Raw genomic sequence first — 18555 nt, forward strand, 5'->3', positions numbered from 1 at the left:
GCTTGTTTTTCTTCCGTTTCCAACAAAAAATCCAACCTTCGTCGCAAATCCCTAACCTTGCTCCTAACCTCGGCTATATCTTCCGTGGCTTTAATAATCGTCGCTTCCGCTTGTTTTATCTTGATCTCTTGAACAAAAGCATCTCCGCGGCGAGATCGTATTTCCTGACGATGTATCTCATTAACGCTAATTAGCCTTTTTGCTTCTCTTATCTGGTCTGTAAGCTGTTCAATCCTCTCTTCAAAAACAGCCTTCTGTGTTTCCAAAACCGTCTTTTTTCTTTCTTGTTCGTCCTTTTTTTCTTCTGCTTGTCGCTGTGTCTTTTCAGCGTCACGGGCTTCCCAATCTATCAACACGCCTTTAAAATCGGCAGTCCTCCTAGAACCATCTGGTTTATATAAATTAGGGTCTAAAGGTCTTTTCACTTCTCTTATCATATATTTTATTTTTTAACCCTGCTCACTCTAATTAAACCGGAGCAAGGTAAAATTTTAATTCCCTTCTTTTCCAGCTCATCCAAAAACAAATTCATCCCTAAAGAATCCGAGGCCATATGTCCGGCAAAAATCAGATTTAAAAAAGATCCTCTAGCCTCATTAAAGCCCTTGTCATTCATGTGCATACTAATAACAGTACTAATACCCGCCTTAGAAACTTCTTGATAAATTTTTTCCGAAGGGTTGGTGCCGCCGGTCATTTCTATCATAAATTTGCCCAAACGATTCTCCGGACGGCCGGAAGTGATTTTAGGTCCCGCGCCTTGATGTTTGGCAATTTGATACTCGGGAATTTCCATTAAAGCCTTTAAGGTTTCTCCCACTGTTTCCGGTGCTTTCTTTTTAAGAAAATCTTTAATAAATTTTTGCACCAAATTATCCGTCAAAGTGTGCGTATTCATCAAATTAACTTTTAAAAGTTTGGCGGCATCAATGGCCTGATAATGATTGATAGGATGCACTCCGCGGCTAACTTCTATCATTCGATCATGAATTAAATTTTCCGCCACATGCACGGGGACACCCACCTCTACAAAACTATCAACCAATAAATCCATCACTTCAGAAAGCTCGGCATAAGATTTACCAATAGGATGATGGCCCAAGATTAAATCTATCTTTTCTCCACGTTCTTGTAAATTGGCGGCCAACAATACTTCCCCCACATCAATATCAATACCGGCCAAAACAGAACGCACTTCTAACTTAGGCGAGTCCGCCAAATGAATAGAAGAATCGGCATAAGGATCTTGCAATTTTGTCTCGTCAAAATATTTTTTTTCTTCAGCCGATAAACTCTCATAGTATTTTTTTATCTTGGCCAAATATTTTTTGACCCCTTTTTCTCCGCGCAGATCTGTTTTTAAACCCAATTGCAGAGCCAGATTATAAATTTGTTGAATTGTCATAAAAAAGATTAAATTTTACTTTTCTTTATCTTAGCAAAAAAATAGAGAAAAATCAAGAGCATGTTCACAATATTTTTTAGCCAAATTTAGCTAAAAAATAAAAAAGAGACCCATCTTTAGTTAGAGGGGTCCCTTTAAAAAACCTAAATTTTATCTTATCGTACTACCCATTTTGACCTTTGTTCTGTCTCATTTAAAAAACGATCCTTTTTAGCCGCTACTTTATCTCCAGCCTTAGCTACCTTAGAAATCAAAGCCTCCTGCATTTCTCTGTAAGCCTGATAACGCTTATATTCTTCAGTCTTTTCCATTTTTCTTTTCTTAAAACCAAACAAATCCCAACCTTTAACTTTTCCCTCGGGTGTTAAATCCATTTTTTTCTCCAAATCATCTACGGTTTTGGCAATTTTTGTCCTTAAAAGACCTAAATCTTTTTTAACAAAAATTTCTCCAAAAGAATTGTCTCCAGCCAGAGTATCTTTATATTGTTGATCAATAATAATGCTATCCATTGTTTTATCAAACAAATCTTCTGTTTTCTTTTTACGATCCGCTTCTTTATATTTTAAAGCTTGAGCCGCTAGTTCTTTTTCTGATTGTTCCCTAAGCTGCTGGGATTCTGCACCTGTTCCTTCTGCTAAAACGCTCGCCCTTTCTTTTATCGCTCTCAAAGTTTTGGCTTCATAAGTTTCTCCTTTTGGAGTAACCAAAACATCTTCTTCCGCGTTTGAGGGTTCTATTTTTGGAGTCTCAATTTTTGCCATTCTTTTTTTACCAGCCTCTCCGGTTCTAGCCGCTCTTAATTCTTCAAAACGCACTCTAGCTTCTGAGGCAGTTTTGGTTCTTTTGACAAGAGGCACGACCTCCCCTGCTTTTTTAACACCTTTTTTTGATTTTTCCCCTGTAAAATTTACTTCCTCGGGAAGCAAACCCATTTCGCTTGAAGAAACTCTTAAGGTTTCGGCCATATATTTATATAAAAAAATTAATACTAAAAACTTGATGAATTTATTATAACATATCTAAAAAAATAAAAAAACATCTTAAATTAACTAAAATTTACTTTAATTTCCTTGCCTTCCACTTCGCCTTGAAAACCTTTTTCACCAACCTTGCCTAAAATTATTTCTTTGGCTAAAACCTGAGCAGACAAAATATCTACACTATCTTTAATAACTTTTTGCAATTCCCCGTCAGCTGTTTCTACTGTCATTACCACCTGGTCTTTAATTGTTAATCCTGCATTTTTACGCAACTGATTAAGAGCGCGCACAATTTCGCGAATCATTCCTTCGGCTTTTAGTTGTTCATCTATTTTTATATTAAGGGCTATTGACAAGGTACCTTCAATCTTAATTAACCAATTTTCACCCTGCAAATCACTAAAATCTTTAACTACCCTAACTTCTTTAATATTTAATTCTTCGGAGATAATTTTAATCAATTCTTCATTTAATTGAAAATTGGCAATACACATAGCACTTAAAGGTTGGCGCACCTTGAGTGTCTTTTCTGCTCGCGCGGACAAACCTAATTCCACTATCTTTCTAGCTAATTCCATTTCTTTTAAAATCTCCCAATTGATTTTTTCTTCTTGTGCCAATGGCCAATCATCCAAATGCACAGATTCTTCTTTTCCATCTAAACGGGCATAAAATCTTTCACTGACAAAAGGCATGAAAGGCGCTAGCAATTTAACCAAATTTTCCAAAACAAAACGCAAAGTGGCAGCACAGTTTTCTTTGTCTTCTCCCTCGCCTTTTAATCTTTCGCGACTGCGACGCACATACCAAGTGGAAAGCTCGTTGATAAAATCAATCAGCCGGCGTGAGGCTTCAAAAACATGATAACAATCTAAATCTCTATTCATGTCTTTTATCAAAACAAAAAATTTGGCTATAATCCATTTATCCAAAAGATGGGGCGACCCGACATATTTTTGGGCAGTGTCCTTTTTATACATCTCATAAAAATTCATAACATTACCCAAAAGCATTATCACTTTGCGTAAAATTTCTTCCACTTCTTTTTCATCAAAATTTTTAGGTTCGCCGGGTTGATTCAAAGAAAATAAATACATGCGCAAAGCATCCACGCCAAACTTATCGGCAATCATCCACGGATCCACCACATTACCCTTAGACTTGCTCATTTTTTTACCTTCCTTGTCGCGAATATGTCCCAGACAAATCACATTTTTATATGGCGCGCCCTGACCAAGCAAAGTGGAAACGGCGAGTAGTGTATAAAACCAGCCGCGGGTTTGATCAATGGCCTCGGAAATAAAATCAGCAGGAAACTGCTCTCCTTTATCAATCAAATTTTTATTCTCAAAAGGATAATGATACTGGGCGAAAGGCATGGCACCGGAATCATACCAGCAATCAAAAACATCGGAAATTCTTTTCATTTCTCCACCGCAAGAACAAACAAATTTTAAATTATCAATAAAAGGGCGATGCAAATCAACCTCCCCATCTTTATTTTTAGGCAAAGCACCGGCCCTTTTTTGCAATTCCTCTAAACTGCCGATAATTTCCTTTTGGTCGCATTTCTCACAAATCCAAATTGGCAAAGGAGTACCCCAATAACGCTGACGAGAAATGGCCCAGTCTCTAATATTGCTTAACCATTCGCCAAAGCGGCCTTCTTTAATATAGTCCGGCACCCAATTAATTTTTTCATTATTTTTGAGTAAATCCTTTTGCACGGCAGAAATTTTAATAAACCAAGAATCTTTAGCATAATACAAAAGCGGGCTGTCACAACGCCAGCAAAAAGGATAATCATGGGCGTATTTTTCTTCAGCTAAAAATAAGCCGCGAGATTTCAAATCTTCTATTATCCCCTTTTCCACTTCCGGATTTTTTACAAATTGACCAGCCCAATTTTTAACCATTGGTAAAAAATGACCATTCTCGTCTACTGTATGCACAAAAGGCAAATTATATTTTTCTCCAAAATTAAAATCGTCTTCGCCATACATTACCGCTGTGTGCACTATGCCAGTACCATCAACAGTGGAAACAAAATCACCAGTACCCACAAACCAAGCTTTTTTACCTTGCGGATCTAAAACTCCGGGAAAAAGGGGTTCGTATTCCAAACCTTCTAAATCTTGACCCTTAAATTCTTCAACAATTTCCGTGGAAGCATCCAAAACCTGTTCTACTAAAGTTTTGGCCAAGATGTAAAATTCATCATTGTGCTTTACTTTGACATAAACTATTTCCGACCCAACCGCCAAACCCACGTTGCCCGGCAAAGTCCAGGGGGTGGTGGTCCAAGAAAGAATAAAAGTTTTATCCTGTTCTTTAACTTTAAATTTTACATAAACCGAGGTGTCTTCCACATTTTTATAACCTTGCGCCACTTCGTGAGAAGAAAGAGCCGTGCCACAACGAGGACATTGCGGAACAACTTTGTAGCCCTTGTACACCAAACCGCGCTTGTCTATTTCTTTAAAAATCCACCATAAACTTTCTATATAATCATTGCGATAAGTGACATAAGGATGTTCCAAATCCAGCCAAAAGCCAATACGCCGGGTTAATTTTTCCCACTCGTCTTGATATTTCCAAACGCTTTCTTGGCATTTTTGATTAAATTCCTCCACGCCATATTTTTCTATCTCCGGTTTGCCGGAAATGCCCAATTCCTTTTCTACTTGCAATTCCACAGGCAGACCGTGCGTATCCCAGCCGGCTTTACGTTCCACGTGGTAGCCTTGCATAGTGCGAAAACGCAAAATAATATCTTTAAAAGACCTGGCCAAAATATGATGAATACCCGGACGGCCGTTAGCCGTTGGAGGTCCTTCAAAAAAAACAAAATTGCCCTTAGGAGATTTTTTCTCTAGAGTTTTTTGAAAGATATTTTTCTCCGCCCACATTCTTAAAACTTCCTCTTCATTTTGAGCAAAAAGGGATTTTTTATTTTGAGATTGCATAAAAACAAATTTTTAATAATTAAAAAACACGCTTTTAGCGTGCCAAGAGTCTAGCTCCGCCAACCAGCGGATGGCGCTAGACGGTACCATCTTGAACTTTAACTTAATTACGGCTGTAATGGGCCTGCCCAGAAGGTTCTACTTGCCTTTTGAGGCGTTCTTCCTTCAGCTCCCCGCTGATTAGCGGATCAAAGCGTTAAATATAGTTTAACAAAAGCCCTAAAAAAGTCAATTCGCCGCCGGAACTTCCTCGGCTATTTTATCCATTTCCCGTCTTAATTGTTTACCCCGACGTTGTAATTTTTTCAAATTGCTAAAATCGTTAATTTTCTTAAAAAGATCATAAGGAAAACTGGAACGAGTAAGAGCCTCATCCTTACTATTTTTAACAAAATCAAATAAAGACTTCAAATCCTCCAATTCTTTGGTATTATTACCTTCTTCCATTTCTGCTAAAATTATCTTTCCCATATCTCCTTGCAATAAATCCAAAGCATTAATGGCCTGCCATGCATCAATAATATATTTTTCCTTTTCTTCATTACTGGCCTGAATAGACAATGGGGCTTTGTCCAAAATTTTTAATTTGGGAAGACAACTCCTCAATTCTCCAAGGGCCGGAAAATATTCTGACAATTTTTGCAATTTTTTATCAATAGTTTTGGCGATTCTTAACTTAACTATTTCGTCTTCCATCCTACTTATAAAATCGAGAAAAGTAGAAGCTCCAAAACCCATAGTCGCTCCCTTCCTTTCCGCCATTTCTTTTGCTTCTTCTGTCACTTTATCAGTCAGTTCAGCTAATTTGTCATCTAAATTTTTTTGATCAATCCGTTTAGTTAATAACTCTCCCTTATCATCCATAACACCAGTAGCGCCGGGTTTATCCATCCAAGGCATTGCGTGCCATGGCACATCCTCAATCTCGTCGGTCGTAAAAATTGATGATTGATTAACCGTTATACCAAAAAAGGTATTTTCAAAAAGTTTTTTTGCAATTAACAACGACGTGCCGGTACTCATCACTTCATCCACCAACAAAATATTTTTCTTATCAAATTGATGGCCGAAAATATTTTGTAAACCCTCAACGTTAGAGGAAAAAACTTCCGGAGCCCATGCTTGGGGATTACCAACATTACGAGTATATTCTCTGGCTTCGTAAACAGGATTATCTCTGCCAATGTTGACAAAATTTATCTGCGGCATTTTTTCTTCAGGGCAGATTCTTTCCCACATTTTTCTAAAAAGCCAGGAAATTGGTCGCGCGCTTTTATCCAAAAACACCAAGGCGTCATAATGTTCTTCACGAGCGGTATTCACCAAACCCCAGACTCGATTTTTAAGTCTCTCCCGCAAGTCGGAAGAGGTTATAATCTCAAACTTAAATTCGCCATCCTTCTTTTCTTTAGATGTTTTGGCCTCTTTTTGAGGTTTTAGCCCCAACTCTTCTCTAAAATATTGTAAGTTCTCAGCGCGCATAGTTTTTATATGCTAATTATAACCTACCAAGTATGATTTATCAATAAAATATAAAAAACCGCCATTCAAAATGAATAGCGGGTTGGATTTAAAAGAACGATCAATTGAGGAGAATAGAAAGACCGCCCCCCAGGCCGCGCTTGTTTAGGCGGTCGTTGACGGCATCGACCACGCCGTCCACCACTTTATCAAAGACCCGAGGGATCAACTTCTGTACGAACTTCTTGATATTCTTTGGGCGCGGTGGTTCCAGCCCTTCCCGCAAAAAAATCTGCGTGATGGCCAGCGCCTCTACGATGGTGGCGTGCTGCGTCTGTTCATCCAACCTAGACCACTGGGCCGCGCGGATTTCGAGCCTAGCCATCCGCTCCTTGAGTTGCTTGCCCAGCATCTTGGCCGTACGGTCCACGTACCTGTAACCAACAACCTCGTCGTTGTACAGTCTGCGTGTATCTTCTTCCCGACAGATGACTTGCGGCAGGATCGGGCTACTTACGTTGGCCACGTCGTAAATACCAATGAAGTCGTGTGTAGTGCCGATGCGAATACAATTGTCGCTAAGGGCACTGACATCAGCGCTCATGTTAATGAAGTGAAAAAACACCACGCCGTCCTTCTTCGCCTCGATGGTGAAAGTACAACCCGAGGCCCCGCAGGACGGAGTAGAGGTAAACTCAAAGTTGCCCGACGTCCATGTTTCCGGCCGGTCTTCCGCCGTGAGCGGATCGGGCTGAGCCAAGGCCACGTTCCCCATCAGACACAAGGACAAAATGATCCAGAAAGGCATAATTCCCTCCAGGGAAATGATTGCCCACAGCTTAGCAAAAAATTACCTTTTTGTCAAGCCCTCTCCAAATTGCTATAATAATCAGAGATAAGACTGATAAAAATCAACATTAATAAACTTAATATGGAAAACACCGATAAATCAATTTTTATTGCCACCGATCACGCCGGTTTTAATCTTAAAGAAGAGATTAAAAATAAACTTAAGGAACTTGGCTACCTTCTAGAAGATTTAACACCCAATCAGCCGGAACCCGCCGACGACTACCCACTGGTTGCTCAAAAATTGGTTAGTGAAATTTTAAAAAATAACGGTCGGGGAATTTTACTCTGCGGCTCGGGCAATGGTATTTGCATGGCCGCCAACAAAATAAAAGGCATACGCGCTGCCTTAGGCTATAACACCCAGGCGGCCAAATGGGCCCGCACCGATGAGGACGCCAATGTCTTATGCTTGGCCGGAGCGGTTTTGAGTCCCGAATATGCCACCACCATTACCAAATTTTTTTTAGATACACCTTTTTCTAATGAGGAAAGGTATAAAAGAAGGATTGAGGAATTAACTAAATTAGATAAATAATCTATGCAAATTATTCCCGCTATTCTCGCCACTAATCCGGAAATTTTTCAACAACAACTGCAACAAGTGGAAAATTTAACCGATTTAGTCCACATTGACGTTTGCGACGGATTTTTTGTGCCGGAAAAAACCGTAGATCCGGATTCGCTCCGCTCTATTCAAACTCCGGTACAGTTTGAATTACATCTGATGGTACAAAATCCAGCCCAAGAAATAGAAAGATGGTATAATTTCCCCAACATTCAAAGGGTTATTTTTCATCTGGAAGCCGCCAAAATACCTGTAGCTTCCATAGAACACATAGAAGCCTATGGTTATAAAGCCGGGGTGGCCGTTAATCCCGAGACGACTTTGGAACAAATTGGTGCCACTGGCTATGAAGCGGATTTAATGATGTTTTTAGCAGTTCATCCAGGCAAGCAAGGCCAGGCCTTTTTACCGGAAGTTTTAGAAAAAATAAAGCTTTTTAAAGAAAAACATCCCAATACACCAGTGGGAATTGACGGCGGCATTCACATTCCAGAATTAGAAACCATTAAAAATCTTAATCTGGATTATGTGGTAATGGGCAGTGAAATTTTTAACAATCCCGAACCCGCTAAACATTTTAAAGAGTTACAGGAATTAATTAAATAAATTTGTCTGCCCCGCCTAAAAGGCTCGGGGACTAATATAATACTATGCTTGATCTAGCTATTTTAGGAGGATCCATTGCCGGCATCACCGCCGCCATTTACGGAAAAAGAAGAAATCTTATTTTAAAAGTTATTGCTCCGGAAGTGGGTGGGGAATTAGCCACCACCACAGATATAGAAAATTGGCCGGGAGAAAATAAAATTAGCGGTTTTGATTTTAGCAATAAATTATACGAACAACTAAAATATAATAAAGTTGAATTTGATTTGGGTTCTGCCGTCACCAAAATAGAAAAAATTAAAGATGGTTTTTCTTTAACACTAAAAAACTTGGCCGGAGAAGAAAAAAAAGAAGAAACCCGCGCTATTTTGATAGCCACAGGCGCCAAACCCCGGCATCTAAACATAGATGGTGAAAAAGATTTCTTCCATAAAGGTGTCACCTACTGTGCCACTTGCGATGCGCCTCTTTTTAAAAATAAAATTACAGCTGTAATTGGCGGGGGCAACAGCGCTCTAACTTCTGCTTTGATGCTCTCGGAAATTGCCAGTGTTGTTTATCTTTTAAATGTTCATCCGGAATTTCGTGGCGAAACCATCTTGATTGATAAAGTAAAAAATAATCCCAACATAAAAATTCTTACGGAAATAAAAATGCAAAAAATTACCGGTGAAAAAATGGTGCAAGCCCTAGAATACGCGGACAAAACCGGTATCACTCAAACTTTGCCAGTGCAAGGAATTTTTGTAAATATTGGCATGCAGGCCAATGCGGATTTTATAGATTTGGTGGAAAAAAATAAATACGGAGAAATTATAACGGATCGCACCGGCCGCACCAACGTCCAGGGAATTTTTGCCGCCGGAGATGTCACCGACGTCCCTTACAAACAAATTGTTATTGCCGCTGGTATGGGTTGTTCTGCCACCCTTGCAGCCATTGATTATTTAAACCAAAAATAATATGCATGACATAATTTCTATTGGGGATTGCACCCTGGATAATTTATTGCAGATTCATGACGCGGAGGTAAATTGCTCTTTGCATTCCGACCGTTGCATGATTTGTGTTAATTTTGCAGATAAAATTCCCATTGACAAACTGCACCGCAAAGTAGCCGGCAATGCGGCCAATAATGCCGTCGGATCCTCACGCTTAGGTCTAAAAACTGCTTTTTATACAATTTTAGGAAACGATGGCACGGGAGAATTTATTTGGGAACGTTTAGAAAAAGAAAAGGTGGAAATGGAATATGCCATTTTGGACAAACGCAAAGAAACTAACTCTTCTTTTGTAATTAATTATAAGGGAGAAAGGACGATTTTTGTTTATCATGCACCTCGCATTTATTCTTTGCCCAAACTTAAACCGACAGAATGGATCTATTACACCTCACTTGGCCCCAATCATCAAAAACTCAATCAACAAATTGTTAATTTTGTTAAAAAAAATAAAACCAAACTAGGATACAATCCGGGGACATTTCAGTTGCGCGGCGGATTCAAACAAATGGAAGAAATTTTAAAAATTACACAAGTAATTTTTATCAACAAAGAAGAAGCGGCCACTATTGTAGGAGCCCAGCATGATATTAGACATTATCTTTTAGCTGTCCATAAAACCGGACCTAAAATTGTAGTGATTACCGATGGCACAAATGGATCTTTCTGCTTTGACGGGGAAAAATTTTGGCAAATGGACATTTTAAATACCCCTGTTATAGAACGCACCGGCGCCGGCGATTCCTATGCCACGGCTTTTATTGCGGCTTTGCATTATAAAAAATCTATTGCTGAAGCTATGTGTTGGGGTACCTGCAATTCATCTTCCGTCATTATGAAATACGGACCGCAAGACGGTCTTTTGACCAAAGTGCAAATGATTGCTTTTCATAAAAAATATAAACACATCTGTCCGGTTAATTTTTAAATCTTATGCTTGTTAATCTCAACAAAGTTTTAATTCCTGCCAGAAAAAATGGTTATGCCTTACCGGCTTTTAATTTTAATAATTTGGAATTTTTACAAGCCTTAACAGAAGCGGCGGGGGAAACCAAATCCCCCATCATTCTGCAAACCAGCGAAGGAGCAATTGATTATATGGGGCTAGAATATATTGAGGCTATGGTTGATGCCGCGGCCAAAAAAACCAAAATACCCTTAGTGTTACATTTAGATCATGGCAAAGATTTAAAATTGATTAAAAAAATTATCACCTCCGGCTTTTACACTTCTGTAATGTTTGATGGTTCAGCTTTGTCTTATGAAGAAAATATTGCCCAAACCAAACAAGTGGTGAAATGGGCACACGCCAAAAAAATGAGCGTGGAAGCAGAGCTGGGTATTCTGAAAGGAATAGAAGATAAGGTTTCAGCCGCGGCTAATATTTTTACCAATCCCTTACAGGCCGCAGATTTTGTTAAAAAAACCGGCTGTGACGCTTTGGCTGTAGCCATTGGCACTTCACATGGAGCCTATAAATTTAGTGGAACGGGCAAATTGGATTTAGCCAGACTTAAAGAAATTGCCAAACTTGTAAAAATTCCCTTAGTCTTGCATGGTGCCAGCGGCGTGCCCCAAAAGTTATTAAACTTAATTAAATTTAAATGTGACAAAATCGGCGACTGCGAAAGACTGGGCGGCGCCAAAGGAGTGCCGGATGCGGAAATTTTGGGTGCCATTAAATTGGGCGTGGCCAAAATCAACATTGATACTGATTTACGCGTAGCTTTTACCGCCGGTGTGCGCAATACCCTACTGCAGGATTTAAAAGTTTTTGATCCGCGAAAATATTTGGGAGCAGGCAAAGAAAAAGTAAAAAAAACAGCTTTAGACAAAATTAAACTTTTTAAATCTTAAATTTATGCCCGCTAAAAAAATGCTTGAGAAAAAAAATGAAAAAGAAATCCCGGCGCCACTAATAGAAACTACCCGGGTAGTGATAGTGGGCGCCGGTTTTGTTGGCTCCACGGCTGCCTATACCTTGATGATACAAGGCATAGCTTCAGAAATTGTTCTAGTTGATGTTAACAAAGACAAATGCCTTGGTGAGGCCATGGACTTGGGGCATGGTCTTTCTTTTGTTAAACAATCCCGGATTTGGGCCGGTGATTATTCCGATTGTAAAGATGCCGATGTAGTGGTTATTACAGCGGGACTGGGACAAAAAGTTGGACAAACCAGATTAGACTTGGCCGCTATCAATGCCAAAATTATTGGTGGAATCATAGAACAAGTACGCCATTATACAGACAAGGCCGTAATTTTAATGGTAACAAATCCACTAGATGTGATGACCTATGTAGCTTTAAAAAAATCCGGCCTACCTAATTATCAAGTCTTTGGCACCGGTACCACTTTAGATTCTTCCCGCTTTCGTTATTTATTGGCCCAAGAATTTGGTGTAGCGCCAGATTCCATGGCCGCCTATTTAATTGGCGAACATGGCGATTCCGAGGTTCCAATAATTTCCCACGCTAATTTAATGGGTGAAAATATTACCAGTTTTAAAGAATACGATCCCCAATTAGTAGAGGATTCTTACAACCACACCAAAAATGCCGCTTATGAGATTATTTGTAAAAAAGGCGCCACTTATTATGCAATTGCCTTAGCTATCTCTAGAATTGTCCGCGCTATTTTGTATGATGAAAATCATGTCTTCCCCTTGTCCTCTCTTTTAACAGGGCAATATGGATTAAAAGATATTTGTTTATCCCTGCCTTCTGTAGTGGGAAGAACCGGCATCAAAAGAGTGCTGGAAGTAAAATTAAATGATGAAGAATTGCAAAAACTGCGTCAATCTGCCAAAGTCATTAGCGAAACGATCAAGAGTATAAAAATTTAGAAACTACAAAAATAAAATCCGCTATAACAGCGGATTTTATTTTAATTCTTCACTCCAATTTTCTCTCTAACTCTTTTCATCATTGCTTGAGCTTCATTTCTTGCTTTGCCAGCGCCTTGCACCAAAATTTCTTTAACCATTTTTTCATTAGCATCTAAAGCTAATTTTTTTTCTCTAAGCGGTTGCAGGAAATTATTTATCCTCTCTCCTAACAATTCTTTAGATTCTTTATAAGAAATTTGACCTTCTTTATAAGCCCTTTCTAACTCTTTTAATTCATCTGGAGTGGCAAATAATTTATGTAAAGAAAAAATATTATCCGTTTTAGTATCCTTGGGCTCACTAGCACCTTTGCTATCTGTTTTGATAGTCATTACTTTTTTCAAGACATCTTTTTCACTATCAAATAATCCAATAGTATTTTTATAACTCTTACTCATTTTTCTGCCATCTAATCCTGGCACTGTGGCCGATCCTTCCAAAATTCTTTCTTGAGGTACTTTAAAAATTTCTCCAAAAACCTTATTAAATTTTTTAGCCATATCCTGTGCCACCTCTAAATGCTGTTTCTGATCTGCTCCTACTGGCACCACATCGGAATTGTACATCAAAATATCCGCCGCCATTAGTACCGGATAATCAAACAAACCCATATTGACCGGCAATTTTTTAGCCATTGCATCTTTATAGGCATGAGCACGTTGCAATTCCGCAATCGGCGTTAAACAATTAAAAATCCAAGCAAGCTCCGTTACTTCTGGCACATCGGATTGTTTAAATAAAGTCACTTTATCCGGATTTAACCCAATCGCCAGATAGGCTTTGGCAATTTCTAAAATATTTTTGGATAACTCTTTCGCATTCTGCAATTGATTCAAAGCATGATAATCAGCAATGAAGATAAAACTGTCAAATTCATTCTGCAAATCCAAAAACTGACGCATGGCGCCAAAATAATTGCCAAGATGAATGTCTCCCGTCGGTTTAATGCCTGATAATAATCTTTGCATAAAATTTTGAATGAGCGGGTAGCGGGAATCGAACCCGCATCTTCAGCTTGGAAAGCTGTAATAATAGCCATTATACTATACCCGCGAAGTGAGCAGAAAGCAGACAAACTTGTTTGTCTATTTTCTGCGAACGAGCGGATATACGGAGTATACCCGCGAAATGAGGAATAAGGCGGCCAAGCAAGCTTGGATATCTTTTCCGAACGAGTGGGTATACGAAAATATACCCGCGACGCCTAACATTATAACAAACTCTTTTTAAAAAGCAAGGCACAGTTTCCTTTTGACCATTCGTAAAATACGTAAAGAAAAAGCCACGGCCATAGAAACACTAACAATTAAACCCAGTTCAAACCAAGATAATTCCACCAAATGAAAAATTTTTCTCAAAATTGGCACTTCCACAATCAAGAATACCAAGGCAAAAGTTAATAAAACAATCCCTAACAACAATTTATTGGTTTTAACCTGATGTGGCTCGCGGCTAAAAATTATTAAAAATATTTGCGATAAAACCAAAGAAGTAAAAGCGGCGGTTCGGCCCAACTCCATGTCCCCCATTACTAGAGCAAAATAGTAATAAAATCCAAAAGAAACAGCCAAAATGGAAATCCCTTGAATAAAAACTATGGCCCACAAGTGGGGATTAATAAGCGGCTCTTGGGAGGATCTTGGCGGCTGATGCATTAAATTGCGGCGCGGCGATTCTCTTTCAAACCCCAAAACCGCGGCGGGATCGCAAATCAATTCTAAAAAAATAATATGAATGGGTAAAAAAACCAAAGATTGGCCCAGCATCAAAGGTAAAAAAGCCAAACCCACAATAGGCAGATGAAAAGAAAATAAAAAAACAAAAGCCTGGCGCAAATTATCATAAACACGCCGCCCTTCTTTAATTGCATTAACAATTGTCGCAAAATTATCATCCATTAAAACAATACCGGAAGCCGCCCGCGCCACTTCTGTGCCTTTTAACCCCATGGCAATACCAATATTAGCTTGACGCAAAGCCGGAGCATCGTTAACCCCATCACCGGTCATCGCCACTATCTCACCTTGTTTTTGTAAAGCTTCTACAATCAGATATTTTTGTTCAGGATGAACCCGAGTAAAAATGTCGTGGCGTTTTACCGCTTCCCGAAGGGCAAATGGCGACATTTTTTCTAAATCTTCTCCGTTGATAATTTCTTCACTGTGCTTTAAGCCAATTGATTCGGCAATATTATGAGCGGTTAATTTATTATCACCGGTTATCATAATAATGCGAATGCCGGCTTTTTGGCAGATATCTACGGCCTCTTTAACACCTTCACGCGGCGGATCGCTCATTCCCAAAAGACCAATAAAATCTAAGTCTTTAATAATTATTTTCTCTTGCTCGGAGCAAGATCTTTTAGCAATAGCTACCACGCGACAACCGGCCGCGGCCATTTCTAAATAGGCTTTTTCAATTTTTTGTTTTTCTGTTTCAGATAATTTACTGTAAGCAATAACAGATTCCGGCGCTCCGGCAGTATATTGATAGCACTCTTCATCCGGTTCCTGCCACATATGATGAACCATTTTAGTTTTAGATTCAAAAGAACTGTCTTGTAATAATTTTCTTTCTCTAAAAAAAGAATGGGTATCAATGCCGATTTTTTTGGCAAAATTTTGCACCTCTACTTCTATGGGGTCAATGGCCACTTGTTCCAATGCCAAAAGAGAGGGCACAATAATCTCTTTTAAATTCAACGGATGCAGATGGCCTTTCTTTGTTTCAACTAATTCTCCGTCGTAATAAATAAAATCTAAAGCCATGGTACCTTGAGTTAGAGTACCGGTTTTATCAGTGCAAATCACAGTAGCCGAACCCAAGGTCTCCACCATGGCCATTTCCCTAATTAAGGCTTTTTGACGCGTCATGCGCCATACGCCCATAATCAAAAATACGCTAAAAACAATGGGAAATTCTTCCGGAATTAAAGACATGGCAATTGTTAAGCCGCCTAAAACACCACTAGTCCAGCCCTGTTTTAAAGCCAAAATTAAGCCGATCAGTAAAGCGGAAAAAGCCGCAAAAATCGCCACCACTCGCACCAAACGATAAATTTTCATCTGCAAAGGAGTTTTTTGACTGATAATTTTCTCCATCAAACTGCCGATTTTGCCATAAGCGGTATTGACCCCTGTGGCTAAAGTTAAAAAATAAGCCTCACCTTGTACCACCAAAGTCCCCTGCCATAATTTATTTTCATCTTTTACCTGTTTTAAACCATCGGACAAAACCGATTTAACAACCGAAATTGATTCTCCTGTCAGAATGGATTCATCAAGGGAAACTCCGGGAGAACTTAAAATAATGCCATCAGCCGGCACACGATCACCTGCCGTTAAATAAACTAAATCGCCCGGCACGATATATTTAATTTCCATCTTTTTTAAAAATCCGTCTCTATAAACTTCCGCGTATTGCACCATCATTTTATCAAGCGCCCCAATGGCCTCATCAGTTTTCTGCTCTTGAAAAAATTCCATCAAACCAATAGGAATGACAGTCAAAAGCAAAATAGACGTTTCCAGTTTATCGCCTAAGAAAAAATAAACCGCGGCTGTTGCCAAAAGCAAAAGCATCATGGGTTCACCCATAATTTTTACCAATCTGTTTATCCAATTTTTTTTCTTAACTGCCGGTCGGGAATTTAAACCATATTCAATTAAAAAACCCTCTGCTTCTTTAGAAGTCAGACCTTTAAAGGTATTGCGCTCGGCTATTATTTTTTCTAAATTTAAATTGTCCATAAATTAACTTTTAACAAAACATTCCCGGCAAACAGGTTTGTAATTATAAGTGCCATCATCCGGCACAACAGGAGGCAGGCCTGCCACCACCGGATCTTCATTTTTAAAAATTTGCGTGTAGACCCCGTTATAATGCAAACATTTTTCACAGACCGAACGTTTGTATATGATTTCCTTGGGCCCAAGTTCAATCAAACGGGAGACAGTATCAAATAATTTTCCTTTATAATCCATATCTAATCCGGAAACAATGACCTGAACTTGTTTTTTTAAAAGAATTTCCACGGCTTCAATATCTTCCGGCAAAAACATGTGCACTTCATCAATTCCCACTATTTCCAAATCATGATCCAAAATTTCTTTTAAATTTTTTATTTTCTGCCCAAAAAGCACCGCTCCGGCCCGAGATTCCACCTCGTTATCGCGCACGTTTCTAACGGGCTGAAATAAAGCAAACTTGACTGGCATAAATTTTAAAGGAGAAATGCGACTAATCAACTCCAAAGTTTTACCGCTTTTCATTGGCCCTAAAATTAAAGTTAAATTCATATGGTTAGCATGGGAGTAATATGAGTAAATTGTACCTAAAATGTTCCCCTTTAGCAACATTTTAAAACCGCCCCAACCAATGTTGGAGCGGCCTCTTTATTTTTTAAAATGTTCTTTAATTTCTCCTATAATTTTTTCCAAAGAACTATCCGATTTAGTAAAATATTTAATCACTCCCAAATCCAAATATTGTTTTTTCTTTTCTGGATCTTCACTGTTGGAAACCACAAAAATGGGAATATTTTTAAATTTTTCTTCTTGTTTTAACTTTTGAGTCAATTTTATCCCGTCGTCGCCTAACAAATAATGATCCAACCAAATCAAGTCAACAATTCCAACATCTTTTAAATATTGCAGGGCTTGATCGGCAATTCTTGATTTTACCACTTTAAAACCGGATTGTTCCAAGGAAATACTAACAGCCTCAAGCAAAGGCTTTTCGTCTTCAATAACTAAAATTGTCAGTTTATTTATTTGATTTTCCATATTATTTAATTGAATATTTTTGAATTAAGGAATCTAATTTATTAAAAATCTGCCTATTGTCGCTTCTTTTATATTTTAGCAGATTTCTGTCATAAAAAGGAAGATCAAACAAAAATGATTCTATTCCTTCTCTGGTGATTTCTTTTAAAAATTTTCCATAACCGAGTTTTTCCAAATAATAAGCATTCAAAATTTGTTCAAACTGATGCTTAACCGGAATAGCCAAATAGGGTTTGCCCAAATACAGAGCTTCGGAAATAAGCGAAAGTCCGGCCGTGGCAATTACCGCTTGGCAATGAGTTAAGTCTTCCAAAAATTCTTTTTGGCTTGGTTTTTTAAAAGTTATGTTTTTTATTTTTTTATTGCTGGAAATGCCATAGACTACAAATTGCTTGCCAATTTTTTCCAGAACATCAACTAAATCGGAAAAATTGGAATTAACATAAATCAAAACAAAATTGCCTTGGCTGGGCCTGGCCTCCAACACCTCTTGTCTTAAAATTGGCGGAAACAAATAAGTTCTGGCGTGAGTAATCGGCGTATTAAAAAAAGATGTAACTAAATAAGCTTTAGTTCTATAAACCATCAAACGCGAGACGGTTTTGGCTAAAACAGCCTCTTCCAAATACTCACGCGGATAAGAAAATCTTGTATTAGTCAGCTGGTGTTGATTATCAACGGAGATAAGGGAAATATTTTTTAAATGAGCTATTAAAGCCGTCAAAGGTTCAAAATCAGAAATAATTATTTGAGGCGCAAATTCTTCTATCAAATTTTTAATTTTCTGAAAACTTCTTTGCAAGCCCGGCAGTTTAAGTAAATTGGCAAACAAAGTCTCCACATAATGCAACTGATTGTGTTTATAAGTCATTCTTAAACCGGAAATTTTTAAGACATCAAAATAAGGAGAAAGATTTTCATAACCCTTATCATGAGAAACAACCTTTACCTGATGGCCTTGGCCGAGAAGATGTTCTATCAAAATTTTAGAACGCGAAGCGTGACCTGACCCTTCACCGGCTACGCCATAAATTATTTTAGCCAT

General features: G+C 38.5%; 16 protein-coding genes, 1 tRNA gene and 1 pseudogene. 6 read left to right on the top strand and 12 right to left on the bottom strand.

What is annotated here, in order from left to right:
- From A2294_02315 to A2294_02340, 6 genes and pseudogenes are all read right to left on the bottom strand, one after another.
- Positions 1-437: pseudogene (locus A2294_02315) on the bottom strand (hypothetical protein).
- 5 nt (positions 438-442) lie between these two features.
- Complete coding sequence (locus A2294_02320) at positions 443-1405, bottom strand: NGG1p interacting factor NIF3 (GenBank protein ID OGH85781.1); 963 nt, start codon at positions 1403-1405, stop codon at positions 443-445.
- Between the two features lie 155 nt (positions 1406-1560).
- Positions 1561-2373 (bottom strand): hypothetical protein, encoded by an 813-nt coding sequence (locus A2294_02325; GenBank protein OGH85782.1) that lies wholly within the window; start codon positions 2371-2373, stop codon positions 1561-1563.
- Between the two features lie 80 nt (positions 2374-2453).
- On the bottom strand, positions 2454-5354 hold the full coding sequence (locus A2294_02330; protein OGH85783.1) for a hypothetical protein: 2901 nt from the start codon (positions 5352-5354) through the stop codon (positions 2454-2456).
- A 228-nt stretch (positions 5355-5582) separates the two neighbouring features.
- Positions 5583-6836 (bottom strand): hypothetical protein, encoded by a 1254-nt coding sequence (locus tag A2294_02335; protein ID OGH85784.1) that lies wholly within the window; start codon positions 6834-6836, stop codon positions 5583-5585.
- Between the two features lie 100 nt (positions 6837-6936).
- Positions 6937-7590, bottom strand: a complete 654-nt coding sequence (locus A2294_02340; GenBank protein ID OGH85785.1) for a hypothetical protein — start codon at positions 7588-7590, stop codon at positions 6937-6939.
- A 156-nt stretch (positions 7591-7746) separates the two neighbouring features.
- On the opposite strand from A2294_02340, the gene A2294_02345 reads away from it, so the two are divergent.
- Genes A2294_02345 through A2294_02370 form a run of 6 tightly spaced genes read left to right on the top strand, consistent with a single transcriptional unit; the run spans position 7747 to position 12684 of the window.
- Positions 7747-8202 carry a hypothetical protein gene (locus A2294_02345; GenBank protein ID OGH85786.1) on the top strand — a complete coding sequence of 152 codons (456 nt, stop codon included), beginning with the start codon at positions 7747-7749 and terminating at the stop codon, positions 8200-8202.
- A gap of 3 nt (positions 8203-8205) precedes the next feature.
- Positions 8206-8838, top strand: coding sequence for a hypothetical protein (locus A2294_02350; GenBank protein OGH85787.1), 633 nt, complete (start codon positions 8206-8208; stop codon positions 8836-8838).
- Between the two features lie 44 nt (positions 8839-8882).
- Complete coding sequence (locus A2294_02355; GenBank protein OGH85788.1) at positions 8883-9800, top strand: hypothetical protein; 918 nt, start codon at positions 8883-8885, stop codon at positions 9798-9800.
- Between the two features lies 1 nt (position 9801).
- Positions 9802-10767: a hypothetical protein gene (locus A2294_02360; GenBank protein ID OGH85789.1), complete on the top strand. Its 966-nt coding sequence runs from the start codon at positions 9802-9804 to the stop codon at positions 10765-10767.
- Positions 10768-10772: 5 nt separating this feature from the next.
- On the top strand, positions 10773-11696 hold the full coding sequence (locus tag A2294_02365; GenBank protein ID OGH85790.1) for a fructose-1,6-bisphosphate aldolase, class II: 924 nt from the start codon (positions 10773-10775) through the stop codon (positions 11694-11696).
- 19 nt (positions 11697-11715) lie between these two features.
- Positions 11716-12684 (top strand): L-lactate dehydrogenase, encoded by a 969-nt coding sequence (locus A2294_02370; protein OGH85819.1) that lies wholly within the window; start codon positions 11716-11718, stop codon positions 12682-12684.
- Between the two features lie 41 nt (positions 12685-12725).
- Here the strand turns inward: A2294_02370 and A2294_02375 are convergent, their stop codons facing one another.
- The 6 genes from A2294_02375 to A2294_02400 all read right to left on the bottom strand — a co-directional run bounded on the left by A2294_02375 (position 12726) and on the right by A2294_02400 (position 18555).
- A complete protein-coding gene (locus A2294_02375) occupies positions 12726-13694 on the bottom strand; it encodes a tryptophan--tRNA ligase (protein OGH85791.1) in 969 nt (322 codons plus the stop codon).
- 13 nt (positions 13695-13707) lie between these two features.
- Positions 13708-13779 (bottom strand) — tRNA-Gly (locus tag A2294_02380).
- A gap of 173 nt (positions 13780-13952) precedes the next feature.
- On the bottom strand, positions 13953-16475 hold the full coding sequence (locus A2294_02385; protein OGH85792.1) for a hypothetical protein: 2523 nt from the start codon (positions 16473-16475) through the stop codon (positions 13953-13955).
- A 3-nt stretch (positions 16476-16478) separates the two neighbouring features.
- Positions 16479-17024 (bottom strand): hypothetical protein, encoded by a 546-nt coding sequence (locus A2294_02390; protein OGH85793.1) that lies wholly within the window; start codon positions 17022-17024, stop codon positions 16479-16481.
- A 96-nt stretch (positions 17025-17120) separates the two neighbouring features.
- On the bottom strand, positions 17121-17510 hold the full coding sequence (locus tag A2294_02395; GenBank protein ID OGH85794.1) for a hypothetical protein: 390 nt from the start codon (positions 17508-17510) through the stop codon (positions 17121-17123).
- A 1-nt stretch (position 17511) separates the two neighbouring features.
- Positions 17512-18555: a hypothetical protein gene (locus A2294_02400; protein OGH85795.1), complete on the bottom strand. Its 1044-nt coding sequence runs from the start codon at positions 18553-18555 to the stop codon at positions 17512-17514.

The sequence above is a fragment of the Candidatus Magasanikbacteria bacterium RIFOXYB2_FULL_38_10 genome, assembly GCA_001783145.1.
Taxonomy (GTDB): Bacteria; Patescibacteriota; Patescibacteriia; order Magasanikbacterales; family UBA10003; genus GWC2-40-17.